The organism is Rhodanobacter lycopersici, from assembly GCF_040812335.1.
In the GTDB taxonomy this organism is placed as follows: domain Bacteria; phylum Pseudomonadota; class Gammaproteobacteria; order Xanthomonadales; family Rhodanobacteraceae; genus Rhodanobacter_A; species Rhodanobacter_A lycopersici.
This window is the reverse complement of sequence record NZ_JBFOHK010000002.1, coordinates 151,877-164,768: the sequence shown is the minus strand read 5'-3', so window position 1 is coordinate 164,768 and position 12,892 is coordinate 151,877. Positions and strand designations below refer to the sequence as shown.

General features: G+C 66.4%; 10 protein-coding genes. 8 read left to right on the top strand and 2 right to left on the bottom strand.

The genetic code is table 11. The features are described from left to right. Window positions 1–27 precede the first annotated feature (27 nt). From recF to ABQJ54_RS07700, 7 genes are all read left to right on the top strand, one after another. Window positions 28–1,107, top strand: coding sequence for a DNA replication/repair protein RecF (gene recF, locus ABQJ54_RS07730; protein WP_367853720.1), 1,080 nt, complete (start codon window positions 28–30; stop codon window positions 1,105–1,107). A gap of 68 nt (window positions 1,108–1,175) precedes the next feature. Next, window positions 1,176–3,605, top strand: coding sequence for a DNA topoisomerase (ATP-hydrolyzing) subunit B (gyrB, locus tag ABQJ54_RS07725; protein WP_367853719.1), 2,430 nt, complete (start codon window positions 1,176–1,178; stop codon window positions 3,603–3,605). Window positions 3,606–3,913: 308 nt separating this feature from the next. Continuing rightward, window positions 3,914–5,203 (top strand): tetratricopeptide repeat protein, encoded by a 1,290-nt coding sequence (locus ABQJ54_RS07720; RefSeq protein WP_367853718.1) that lies wholly within the window; start codon window positions 3,914–3,916, stop codon window positions 5,201–5,203. A gap of 193 nt (window positions 5,204–5,396) precedes the next feature. After that, window positions 5,397–6,056: an energy transducer TonB gene (locus ABQJ54_RS07715; RefSeq protein ID WP_367853717.1), complete on the top strand. Its 660-nt coding sequence runs from the start codon at window positions 5,397–5,399 to the stop codon at window positions 6,054–6,056. Between the two features lie 50 nt (window positions 6,057–6,106). After that, complete coding sequence (locus ABQJ54_RS07710) at window positions 6,107–6,856, top strand: MotA/TolQ/ExbB proton channel family protein (protein ID WP_367853716.1); 750 nt, start codon at window positions 6,107–6,109, stop codon at window positions 6,854–6,856. Between the two features lie 11 nt (window positions 6,857–6,867). Further along, the gene (locus ABQJ54_RS07705; protein WP_367853715.1) at window positions 6,868–7,290 is read left to right on the top strand and encodes an ExbD/TolR family protein; all 423 of its coding nucleotides are present in this window, start codon (window positions 6,868–6,870) and stop codon (window positions 7,288–7,290) included. A 6-nt stretch (window positions 7,291–7,296) separates the two neighbouring features. Next, window positions 7,297–7,707, top strand: a complete 411-nt coding sequence (locus ABQJ54_RS07700) for an ExbD/TolR family protein (RefSeq protein WP_367853714.1) — start codon at window positions 7,297–7,299, stop codon at window positions 7,705–7,707. 191 nt (window positions 7,708–7,898) lie between these two features. Here ABQJ54_RS07700 and ABQJ54_RS07695 read toward each other — a convergent pair whose 3' ends face one another. Together ABQJ54_RS07695 and ABQJ54_RS07690 are read right to left on the bottom strand one after the other, a co-directional pair. Beyond that, the gene (locus ABQJ54_RS07695; protein ID WP_367853713.1) at window positions 7,899–8,642 is read right to left on the bottom strand and encodes a pyridoxine 5'-phosphate synthase; all 744 of its coding nucleotides are present in this window, start codon (window positions 8,640–8,642) and stop codon (window positions 7,899–7,901) included. A gap of 52 nt (window positions 8,643–8,694) precedes the next feature. Continuing rightward, window positions 8,695–9,339, bottom strand: a complete 645-nt coding sequence (locus ABQJ54_RS07690) for a 4'-phosphopantetheinyl transferase family protein (RefSeq protein WP_367853712.1) — start codon at window positions 9,337–9,339, stop codon at window positions 8,695–8,697. Between the two features lie 76 nt (window positions 9,340–9,415). On the opposite strand from ABQJ54_RS07690, the gene ABQJ54_RS07685 reads away from it, so the two are divergent. Next, window positions 9,416–12,892: a hybrid sensor histidine kinase/response regulator gene (locus ABQJ54_RS07685; protein ID WP_367853711.1), complete on the top strand. Its 3,477-nt coding sequence runs from the start codon at window positions 9,416–9,418 to the stop codon at window positions 12,890–12,892.

Sequence of the window (12,892 nt, the reverse complement as noted above, 5' to 3'; positions counted from 1 at the left end):
GCGTTCTTGCATGGGAAAGGGTCAGGCATGAGGCTGGATCGTCTGCGCATCCAGGCGCTGCGCTGCTTGCACGAGGTGGATCTGGCGCTTGCACCCGGTATCAACGTTTTCGTGGGCGCGAACGGTGCGGGCAAGACCAGCGTGCTGGAAGCCGTGTTCCTGTTGTCGCATGCGCGTTCGTTCCGCAGTGCGGCGCGCGAAGCCTTGCTGGCGCGCGGTGCGCCGCGGCTCTCCGTTTTCGCGGAATTGCGCAAGGCCGATGATCGCCTGCTGCGCATGGGCTTGGGCCGTGAAGCCTCGCGCTGGGAGGCCCGGCTCGAAGGCGAGGACACCAGCTTGGGTGAGTTGATCGCCGAATGCGCGGTGACCTGCTTCGAGCCAGGTTCGCATGCGCTGATTGCCGGCGCCGCCGAGGAACGCCGTCGTTTCCTCGATTGGGGTGTGTTCCACGTGGAACACACTTTCCTGGACAACTGGCGCCGCTACCAGCGTGCCTTGAAGCAGCGCAACAGCCTGCTGCGTGCGGGTATGGAACCGGGATCGCCGCTGTACGGACCTTGGGAGACCGAGCTGGCGGGACTTGCGGACTGGATCGATAGCCAACGGCGCGGGTACCTCGAATGCCTGCGGCCCGTCCTGCACGCTTGTATCGCCGCCTTGCTGCCCGAGCTGGGCGCACCGGAGCTGCGCTACCGCCGGGGATGGGTCGACGAACGGGATCTGCACGAGCAACTGGAAATACAACGAGGGCGCGATCTTGCCCGTGGGCACACCAGTCTCGGGGCACATCGTGCCGACTGGTCGATGTCCTTTGAGCATGCACCGCAGCGCGAGCACCTCTCCCGCGGGCAGGAGAAACTCGTCGCCTTGGGCTGCATGCTGGCGCAGGCACGCTTGTACGCCGATCAGCACAAGGACTGGCCCATTATCTGTCTGGATGATCTGGCTTCCGAACTGGACGAGGCTCACCAGGCAGCGGTCATCGCCCAACTCGTCGAAAGCGGGGCACAGGTCTTGGTGACCGGCACCGGCTTGCCTGAGCCGTTGCGCGGGCTGACCCATTGCCTGTTCCACGTGGAACAGGGGCATTTGACGCCCCTGCTATAATTGAGGATTGCACCGCAGCTCAACGGCTTGCATGCCGTGTCTGCCGCACCATCAGGAACCGGATTCGCATGAACGAACCCATCAACGAATCGCATTACGACTCCAGCAACATCAAGGTGCTGAAAGGCCTGGAAGCGGTCCGCAAGCGTCCCGGCATGTACATCGGCGACACCGATGACGGCACCGGCCTGCATCACATGGTGTTCGAGGTGGTCGACAACGCGATCGACGAGGCGTTGGCGGGCTATTGCGACCATGTGATCGTGACCATCCTCGAGGATGGCTCGGTCAGCGTCAGCGACAACGGCCGCGGCATCCCGGTGGACATCCATCCAGAAGAGGGCCGTTCCACCGCCGAGGTGGTGATGACCGTGCTGCACGCGGGCGGCAAGTTCGACGCGAACTCCTACAAGGTCTCCGGTGGCTTGCACGGCGTGGGCGTGTCGGTGGTGAACGCACTCAGCGAGCACCTGTGGCTGACGATTTATCGCGACGGTCAGGAACACCAGCAGGAATATTCGCTGGGCGAGCCGCTGTACGCATTGAAGGTCGTAGGCCCGTCGGACCGGCGCGGCACCTTGGTACGTTTCCTGCCCAGCCCGCAGACCTTCACGCACATCGAGTTCCATTACGACATCCTGGCCAAGCGCCTGCGTGAACTGGCCTTCCTCAATTCCGGCGTCACCATTGAATTGCGCGACGAACGCGGGGAAGGGCGCTCGGACACCTTCGCCTACGAGGGCGGCATCCGTTCCTTCGTGCAGCATCTGGCCCAGCTGAAGACTGCGCTGCATCCGAACGTGATCAGCCTCAGCGCGATGCAGGACGGCATCAGCATCGAACTGGCGATGCAGTGGACCGACTCGTACAACGAGACGATGTTCTGCTTCACCAACAACATCCCGCAGCGCGACGGCGGCACCCATCTCACCGGCTTCCGCGCGGCGCTGACGCGCTCGCTGCAGGGCTACATCGAGAAGGAAGGGCTGGCCAAGAACGCCAAGGTCGCGCTGTCCGGCGACGACATGCGCGAAGGCCTGATCGCGGTGCTGTCGGTGAAGGTGCCCGACCCGAAGTTCTCCTCGCAGACCAAGGACAAGCTGGTTTCCTCCGAGGTGAAGACCGCGGTGGAGCAGGCCGTCAACGAGAAGCTGGGCGAGTTCCTGCTGGAGCATCCGAACGAGGCCAAGGCGATCGCCTCCAAGGTGGTCGACGCCGCACGTGCCCGCGAGGCCGCGCGCAAGGCGCGCGAGATGACCCGCCGCAAGGGCGCGCTGGACATCGCCGGCCTGCCCGGCAAGCTGGCCGACTGCCAGGAGAAGGATCCCGCCTTGTGCGAACTGTTCCTGGTCGAGGGCGACTCCGCCGGCGGCTCGGCCAAGCAGGGCCGCAACCGCAAGACCCAGGCGGTGCTGCCGCTGAAGGGCAAGATCCTCAACGTGGAGAAGGCCCGCTTCGACAAGATGCTGTCCTCCGCCGAAGTCGGCACGCTGATCACCGCGCTCGGCACCGGCATTGGCAAGGAGGACTACAACCCGGACAAGCTGCGCTACCACCACATCATCATCATGACCGACGCGGACGTGGACGGCTCGCACATCCGCACCCTGCTGCTGACCTTCTTCTACCGCCAGATGCCTGAACTGATCGAGCGCGGCCACGTCTACATCGGCCTGCCGCCGCTGTACAAGCTCAAGCAGGGCAAGCAGGAGCTGTACCTCAAGGACGACGCAGCGCTCAACGCCTACCTGATCTCCAGCGCGGTGGACAACGCCGAGCTGGTGGCCGATCCGGCCGCGCCCGCGATCACCGGTGCGGTGCTGGAGAAGCTGTTGCGCGACTACCAGAGCGCGCTGGACCAGATCGAGCGTCTCGGCCACCGTTTCGACACCAGCGTGCTGTCGGCACTGCTGGAACACGCGCCGGTCACGCCGGAGCTGTGGGCCGACCCGGCCGCCATGCAGGCGTGGCTGGACGGCATTGCCCAGCGCCTCGCCGCCAGCGGGCTGGGCAAGCCGCGTTATCGCTTGTCGCTGCGCCCTGCGCAGGGCGAGCAGCCGGCGGCGATCGAGGTGGTGCGCGACCAGCACGGTCTCAGCCACACCCTGCTGCTGCCACAGCCGTTCTTCGCCGGCGCCGAGTTCCGGCCCATCCTGCACGTGAGCCAGCAGCTGGCCGGACTGATCCAGGCCGAGGCGGTGGTTCGCCGCGGCAATGCCTCGCGCGGTGTCACCAGCTTTGCCGAGGTGCGTGGCTGGCTGCTGGACGAGGCCAAGAAGGGCCGCACCATCCAGCGCTTCAAGGGCCTCGGCGAAATGAATCCGGAGCAGCTGTGGGAGACCACGGTGAATCCGGAGACCCGTCGCATGCTGCAGGTTGGCATCGAGGACGCCTTCGCGGCCGACCAGATGTTCTCGATGCTGATGGGCGAGGCGGTGGAACCGCGGCGCGACTTCATCGAGGCGAACGCGCTGAAGGTGGCCAACCTCGACATCTGAACCCATGCGCGGCAGGGTTTCGGCCCGCCGCGCGGTTCGCTGTTCCAGCGAGCATCAATGTATTAACTCGTTAATGCATGCTACGAGGCAGCGGCTTTGCCTGGTGGGGTGATGGCGCGATTTGCCGTGACGAGCGGCCCGAAACTACAAGCAATTCGACCGCGTATGGGCCGGTTTAACGCAACCCATTGATCTCACAAGTGCTTTCTTGCCGCATTGCGACTTGTCATTCACACATTGCTCAGGGTAGTCTCAACGATCCCCTGCGCAACGAAGCAATGCGTAAAAACCCGGAAACGAGGATGGTCATGAAGCACACGCCCCTGTTCACGATGCTGGCCGGCGCCGCGCTGGCGTTCACCTTCGCCGCCACGCCCGTTCATGCGGACAACAGTGCATCGAAAGACAAGCAGGCCGTGCAGTACCCGAACACCACGCGTGTCGCACCCAAGCTCGACCTGACCAGCGAGAAGGAGCAGAAGGCGCTCAACGAGGGCCTCGACGCGGTGAACAGCGGTGACAAGGCCAAGGCCGAGCAGATCCTGCAGCCCATCGTCGACAGCAGCAAGAGCAAGTACGCGCAGGCGATCGCGTTGCAGGGTCTGGCCAATGTCACCTACAACTCAGGTGACGTGAAGGGTGCGATCCCGCTGCTGAAGCGTTCGATCGACGACGGCGTGATGCCGAACGACACCTACTTCCAGCTGATGTTCGAACTGGCCCAGCTCTATGCCGCCGACCAGCAGTACCAGGCTTCGCTCGATACCGTCGCCAAGTGGCGCGCCGAGGGCAAGAAGGAAACGGCCGATTCCTACGGGCTGGAGGGTATGGACTACTACCGCCTCGAGAAGTATCCGGAGGCGATCGCCGCGATCCAGAAGGCCAAGTCGCTCACCGACAAGCCGCAGGATTCCTGGAACCAGATCCTGATGGCCAGCTATGCCGAATCCGGCAAGGGTGGCGATGCGGCGAAGATGGCCACCGACGAATACGAGAAGAACCCCACCGACAGCGGCACGCTGCACAACGCCAGTGCGATCCTGCTGCAGCAGCAGGACTACGCCGGCGCGATCAAGGTGCTGGAGCAGGGCCGCGCCAATGGTGCGCTGAAGGACGAGGGCGACTGGGTCAACCTGGTCAAGGCCTACCTGCTGCAGGCGCAGAACGGCGGCGATGCCAAGTCCGGCAGCACCAAGGCGCTGCAGGCCTTCGACGACGGCATGGCCAAGGGCGCAATCAAGCCCACCGCCGCCAACTACAAGCTTGCCGGCGACGCCGCCGTGATCGGCGATAACGACGCCAAGGCGATCGGCTACTACCAGAAGGGTTCGGCGGTGGCCAGCGACGGCGAGGTCGACGTGGCGCTGGGCAAGGTCTATTTCCAGGATCAGAAATACGCCCAGGCGCGCAAGTACCTCACGCAGGGCATCGGCAAGGGCGTCCAGCACAAGGGACAGGCCTACATGGTGCTTGCCGAGACGGATCGCGAGCTGAAGGACAAGCCCGGCGCGATCACCGCCATGATGGAAGCAACCAAGGATCCGGATACGGCGGCCAAGGCCAAGGACTGGCTGCGCAAGGCCGGCGTGGGCAAGTGATTGCCAGGCAAGGAACGCGTGTCAGATGGACGTCCATCTGTCTGCCACGCGAGCGCTATACAAAAGCTAGACGCTGTTGTACCGTTGAAACCTTCCCTGCGTAACTCCAACGGCGCGTCCCGTCCATATGCCAGACGGAACATGCCGACCCGGTGGTGACGCTTTCTCCGTTCCCAGCTCCAGATAGTGACAGATGGCCTCAAGTATCCACGACACTGAGCGCGACACGTTCAGTTGGAAGCGCACCTGGGCTCTGGCATTCGCCATCGGCCTGCATGCCTTCGCGTTTCTGATCCTGCTCGCGCCCATGGCGCCGCCCGGCCAGAAGCACGAGAAGAAAGAACAGATCGTGCAGGTGAACTTCATCGAGCCGCCGCCGCCGCCGCCGCCGCCGCCGCCGCCGCCGCCGGAACCGCCCAAGCAGCCGCCGCCGAAGATCATCAAGCAGGTGGTGCCGCCGCCGACTCCGCCGCCGCCGGCCCCGCCGCCGCCGGTGCAGGAGGTGTCGCAGAACGCGACCCCTGCCGCGCCGCCGGCTCCCCCGGCACCGCCGGCCCCCCCGGCCGACATCAGTGCTGGCCAGGATCTGAGCTACAACAGTCGGATGCAGCCGCGTTATCCGCCACAGGCCATTCGCCAGCGCCATGAGGGCACGGTGATCCTGCTGATCCTGGTGGGTGTCGACGGTACGCCGAAGGACATCAAGGTCGACAAGTCCAGCGGATACCACGAACTTGATCGCGCGGCGATCGAAGCGGCCGGCAAGTGGCGCTTCAATCCCGAGGTCAAGAACGGCAAGAAGGTGGAAGGCTACGCACGCGTTCCGGTCACCTTCAACCTCAACAACCTGTAATCCTCGTTACAGTCACTACAGTTCACGCTTGACTTCCCAAGGGTAGCGTTATGTTCCTACAGACTCCTGCACCGACCGATGCCGCCGCCCAGGTGGCGGGCAACTCCAACGCCGAAGCCATGAAGCAGATGGGCTTCGCCAACCTCGCCCAAGGCTTTGACGCACTGGGCTGGATTGTTTTCGTCACCCTGGTGGTGATGTCCTTCCTGTCCTGGTACTTCATCATCGCCAACACCATCCGCAACGGCATGGTGAAGGGGCGCGCCGATGGCGTCATCAACGGCTTCTGGAACAACCCGTCCACCCAGGACGCGATCCGCGAGCTGGAAACCCAGCCCAAGGGCGAACCGTTCTCGAAGATCGCGCTGGACGCCGCCTCGGCGGTCGCCCATCACCAGCAGGCCAACAAGGGTGGCCTGGCCGAGTCGCTGAGCCGTTCCGAGTTCGTCGACCGCGCGCTGCGCCAGGCCGTGGCCCGTGAGAGCCTGCGCCTCGAGGGTGGTCAGACCCTGCTCGCCACGGTGGGTTCGTCGGCTCCGTTCGTCGGTCTGCTCGGTACCGTGTGGGGCATCTACCACGCGCTGATCGGCATTGCCGCCAGCGGCAACGCTTCGATGACCGCCGTGGCCGGCCCGGTGGGCGAGGCGCTGATCATGACCGCGATCGGTCTGTTCACCGCTATCCCCGCGCTGCTCGCGTTCAACTTCTTCAACCGTTCGAACCGCGTCATCTTCGCCCGTTTCGACGAATTCGCGCATGACCTGCACGACTTCTTCGCGACTGGCTCGCGCGTCGAGTGAGGGCCTGATCCATGGCAATGAGCGTCGGAGGCAATACCGGCGGTCCGGTTTCGGAAATCAACGTCACGCCGCTGGCTGACGTGATGCTGGTGCTGCTGATCATCTTCATGATCACGGCGCCGCTGATGTCCCATCCGGTCACGATCACGGTGCCGGTCGCCGCCCCCAAGAGCGACGAGAAGCCGCCGGAGACCCCACCGTTGGATCTGGCGATCAAGGAAGACGGCACGATGTACTTCCAGGATCACCAGGTCAGTGAGGCGGAACTGAAGTCCCAGCTGGCGGTGGCGGCGCAGAAGGCGCCGCAGCCGGAGCTGCAGATCCGTGCCGACAAGGCGATCCAGTGGAAGGACGTGTTCAAGGTCATCAGCGATGCGAAGGGCCAAGGCATGGTGCACGTCGGCTTCATGACCACCGCGCCGGCGAAGGAGTAACTAACCATGGCCTTTTCCACCAAGACCACGGGCGGCCCGATGGCGGACATCAACATCACGCCGCTGATCGACGTGATGCTGGTGCTGCTGATCATCTTCATGGTGACGGCGCCGATTCCGCTGTTGAAGATCAAGATCGATCTGCCGCAGCCGAATCCGAACCAGACTCCGCCGACCAATCCGCCGGAACCGGTCAACCTCAAGATCGACCAGAGTGGTGCGTTCTACTGGAACGACACGCCGGTGGACGAACTGGGCCTCAAGGCGCAGCTCGCGGTGATCGCCCAGCAGACCAACCAGCCGGAAATCCAGATCAAGGCTGCCGATGCCACCGCCTACCAGTACGTCGCTACCGTGCTGGCGGACGCAAAGCAGTACAACCTGACCAAGATCGGATTCGCGGACAACGGGCAGTAAGCCCGCAGTAGTCGAGTAAAAGCGTTACCCGCGCCAACCCCCGCCTCGTGTGGGGGTTGGCGTTTGTGGCGCTCGGCGTCTGATGTCCATGTCCATTCGACGCCCACCACGGCACCGGTAGGAGCGCACCCTGTGCGCGATGGCTCTTTGTCGGCGTCTCGCGAAAAACTATTCGCGCACAGGGTGCGCTCCTACCGCAGGATCTGCAGATAGTTGCGCACCGTGGTGGCCAGGCCCTCGTACAGCGCCTCGCCGATCAGTGCATGGCCGATCGACACCTCGGCCAGTCCCGGGATCGCAGCCTTGAACGTGCCCAGGTTCGCCTGGCTGAGGTCATGCCCTGCATTCACTGCCAGCCCCGCTTGTTGCGCCCGCCGCGCGGTGGCGGCGCAACTCGCCAGCACCGCGTCGGGCTCTCCCTCGTCGAAGGCTTCGGCATAGGGACCGGTGTAGATCTCGATGCGCCGCACGCCGATCGCCTTCGCCGCCGCGAAATCCTGGCTGCCCGCGTCCACGAACAGGCTGACTCGGCAGCCGATCGCGTTGAGCTCGTCCACCAGTGGGCGCAGTCGATCCAAATCGCGCGACAGGTCGAAGCCGTGGTCGGAGGTGATCTGACCGTCGCTGTCGGGTACCAGGGTCACCTGGGTGGGACGCACCTCGCGCGCCAGCGCGATCAGGCCGGGGTAGGCGCCGCGTGGTGCGGCGAACGGATTGCCTTCGATGTTGTATTCCACGCGTCCGCGCAGCATCGCGGCCAGCGCGCGCACGTCGTCGGGGCGCACGTGGCGCAGGTCCGGCCGCGGATGCACGGTGATGCCGCCGCAGCCATTCTCGATGCAGGTCTGCGCCGCGCGGCAGATGTCGGGTTCGTCGCCGCCGCGCGAATTGCGCAACACGGCGATCTTGTTGAGGTTGACGCTGAGCAATGTCATGGCGGGCGGATCGTCACGGGGGAAAACGGGAGGGAACGCAACACTGCGCCGATCAGGCCGCGTCGGCAAGCGTGAACAGGCGGATGTGCCGCGGCGTACCGCGCCAGGCCAGCGCGGCGAAGGCATCCGCGCCCACGTCCAGTCGCCGCAGCTGCCACGCGGCAGGATCGTCGCCGTCGAGCCGTCGCAATGCGAGTCCGCTCGTGTCGCTGTGGATCGACAAACGATCCAACCCGAACGCGAGACCGCGGCCCAGTGCCTTCAGCACTGCTTCGCGCGCCGTCCACAGTTCGAGGAAGGCAGCGTGGCGTGTGTCCTCGTCCAGCGTACCCAGCCAGGCGGCCTCTTCTGCGGTGAAAAAACGCTGTGCGATCTCGAGCGCGCTGGCGCGCGTGCGCTGCAGCTCCAGGTCGATGCCGGGTGTGATGTCACGCGTCACGGCAACGAGCGCCTGTTCGCCGCTGTGCGACCAGTTGAAGTCCAGCGCATTGCCGTGGATTGCATCCAGCGCAGGGCGGCCATGTTCGCCCGATACCAGTCGCACCGCTTCCGGCGCGATGCCGAGATAGGTCGCGAGCAACGCCAGCAGGGGCCCACGCCCCGCGCCCTTGGGCCGGTGCAGACGCCAGACGTGTATCTCGTCAGCGCGTGGGGGCTCTGCTACTTTCGCGGGCAGGAATCCGTCGATGGCTTGCATGCGCGCATGCTGACGGACAGGCGCCGCCGCGCACAAGCGGGCGGCTCGCATCGCTTGGAGTCACGGGAGAGAGCGCTTGATCGCCGGCTGGCTGCTGCTGCTGGTATCGCTGCTGTACGTGGGGCTGCTGTTCGGCGTGGCCTGGCTGGGCGACCATCGTCCGCTGTATCCGCGGCAGCCGCGCCTGCGGCCCTATGTGTACGCGCTGGCGCTGGCCACTTATTGCACCTCGTGGACGTTCTACGGCGCGGTAGGTACGGCCGCGCGCTCCGGGCTGGCCTATCTGCCGATCTACCTGGGACCGATCCTGCTGTTCCTGGCCGGATACGGCCTGATGCGGCGACTGGTACGGGTGGCCTCCCGGCGCAACATCATCTCGATTGCCGACTTCATCGGCGCGCGGTTCGGCAAATCGCACGGGCTGGCGGCGCTCGTGGCGGTGATCGCCGTGGTGGCGGTAGTGCCGTATCTGGCGTTGCAGCTGAAAGGCGTGGCGATGTCGTATGCGGTGCTGCAGGGGGCGACGTCGACGCCCGGACCGATCGGCGACACCGCGCTTTGGTGCGCGTTGCTGCTGGCGGCCTTCGCGATCCTGTTCGGGACGCGCAGCATCGACGCCAGCGAACACCACCATGGCCTGATGCTGGCGATCGCGCTGGAATCGCTGATCAAGCTGCTGGCCTTCGCCGCGCTGGCGCTCTACGCGTACTGGCATGCGCCCGACCTGAAGGCCGTGCTGGCGCTGCCGCTGCAGCACGTGGACCAGGTCGCGCAACCCAGCTTCATCGCCCAGACCGTGCTGGCCTTCTGCGCGGTGTTCTGCCTGCCGCGGCAGTTCCAGATCGGCGTGGTGGAATGCGAGGACGTGAACGACCTGGGTTGTGCGCGCTGGCTGATTCCCGGATACATGGTCGTGGTCAGCGTCGCCGTGCTTCCGATCGTGGCGGCCGGCACCTTGCTGCCCGCCGTGCGCGACGGCGCGCCCGACGCGTGGGTGCTGAACCTGCCGCTGGCGCACGGCAGCCATGGCATGGCCATGCTGGCCTACCTGGGCGGTTTCTCCGCCAGCACCGGCATGGTGATCGTGGCTGCGGTGGCGCTGTCCACCATGGTCAGCAACGATCTGGCGATGCCGCTGCTGCTGCGCATCCGCCATCTGCGGGTGGAGCAGCGCAACGACGTGTCGCGACTGCTGCTGCGCGTGCGCCGCTGCGCCATCGTGGTACTGGCCCTGATGGCCTATGCCTATTACCGCCTGGCGGCCGACGTCGAAAACCTGGCGGCGACCGGCCTGCTGTCGCTGGCGGCCGTGGCGCAGTTCGCGCCGGCGATCGTGGCCGCGCTGTATTGGCGCGGCGCCAGTCAGCGCGGCGTGGTCGTCGGTCTGCTGGCCGGGTTCGCCCTGTGGATCTACACCCTGCTGCTACCGGCGATGAACCACACCGCGCCATGGCTGCAGCACGGGCCGCTGGATCTGTCCTGGTTGCGGCCGCAGGCGCTGTTCGGCACCCAGGGCTGGGACCCCGTGCTGCACAGCATGTTCTGGTCGCTGCTGGTCAACGTGGCTTGCCTGGTGTTCGTCTCGCTGCGCTGGCGGCCCAGCCTGGAGGAACGCCTGCACGCGGCGATGTTCGTCGACCTGCATGCGACCAGCCGCGTCGGCGCGGGCGATTGGCGCGGCCGCGTGCGGGTGGCCGACCTGCGCACCATCGCCGAACGCATCATCGGCGTGCGCGGCACCCAGCGCGCGTTCGACGACTACGCGCAACGCCGCGGCAAGCCGCTGCAACCGGGCGAGGCGGCCGAGCGCGCGCTGATCCAGCACACCGAGCGCCTGCTCGCCGGCGCGGTGGGCACGGCCAGCGCGCGACGCATCCTCATGGGCGTGCTGTCCGGCTCGGGACTGGACATCGCCGAGGCGATGGCGCTGATGGACGAGGCCTCGCAGGAGCTGCGCTTCAACCGCGAGCTGCTGTCCACCACGCTGGAGAACGTCTCGCAGGGCATCAGCGTGGTCGATGCGCAGATGCGCGTGGTGGCGTGGAACCGGCGTTACCTCGAACTGTTCGGCTACCCCGACGGCATGGTCTACGTCGGCGTGCCGGTGGCCGACCTGATCCGCTGGAATGCCGAGCATGGCGAATGCGGCCCCGGCGAGGCGCCCGCACAGGTGGCCAAGCGCATCGCCCACCTGCGTGCAGGCACGCCGCACGTGTTCCAGCGCGTACGCGCGGACGGCAGCACCATCGAGATGCGCGGGCGCGCGCTGCCCGGCGGCGGCTATGTCACCACCTACACCGACGTCACCGCGTACAAGCGCGCCGAGCAGGCGCTGATCGAGGCGAACGAGACGCTGGAACAGCGCGTGGACCAGCGCACCGCCGAACTCAGCGAGGCGCTGGCCGCCACCGCACAGGCGCAGCGCACCGCCGAAGCCGCCAACGCGTCCAAGACGCGCTTTCTCGCCGCGGCCAGCCACGACCTGCTGCAGCCGCTGAACGCCGCGCGCCTGTTCACCTCCGCGTTGCGCCAGCAGCCGGCGCTGGATGCGGAATCGCGGCAGCTGGCCGAACGCATCGACGCCGCGTTCCGCGCTGCCGAGGACCTGCTCGACGCCTTGCTCGACACTTCGCGCCTCGACACCGGCAGCTATCAGCCGGAAGTCGGCAGCTTCGCGCTGGCCGAACTGTTCGACTCGCTGCAGAGCCAGTTCGCGGTGCTCGCCGAACAGCGTGGCCTGCGCCTGCGTGTGGTGTCCACCCGGCTCGCCGTGCGCAGCGATCCCCAGCTGCTGCGCCGCGTGCTGCAGAACTTCCTCTCCAACGCGTTGCGCTATACCCAGCGCGGCAGCGTGCTGCTGGGTGCACGCCGCGCCGGCGACGAGGTGCGCATCGAGGTGTGGGACACCGGCCCCGGCATTCCCGCCGAACAGTGCGCGCGCATCTTCGGCGAGTTCCAGCGGCTTGAGCAGCCCTCGCCATGGGGCGAGAAGGGCCTGGGCCTGGGTTTGTCGATCTGCGACCGCATCACGGCCATGCTCGACCACCGGCTCGACCTGCACTCGCGTCCAGGCCACGGCAGCTGCTTCACGGTGATCGTGCCGCGCGCCGCCGCCGCGCCGCCGCGCCGGCAGGCGGTGCGCCGCGGCGGTAGCGACGAACAGCTGCCGCTCACCGTGCTCTGCCTCGACGACGACGCGGCCATCCTCGATGGCATGCGCGCCCTGCTCGGCCGCTGGGGCGTGGACTGCCGCACCGCACGCGACGTGCCGGCCGCCGCCGCCGAACTGCGCCGCGGTCCGGTCGACCTGATCCTCGCCGACTACCACCTCGCCGAAGGCGTCGACGGCCTGCAGGCATTGCAGCAGCTGCGCGCCGCCCGCGATCCGCTGCCGCCTGCCGCCCTGATCACCGCCGACGGCAGCAGCGAACTCAAGCAGCGTACCCGTGCGCTCGGCTACCCGCTGCTGCACAAGCCGGTGAAGCCGGCCGCATTGCGGGCGTTGTTGACGGCGTTGGCGAGTAAGCAGGGTGAGAGGAGCGCCAATGCATGA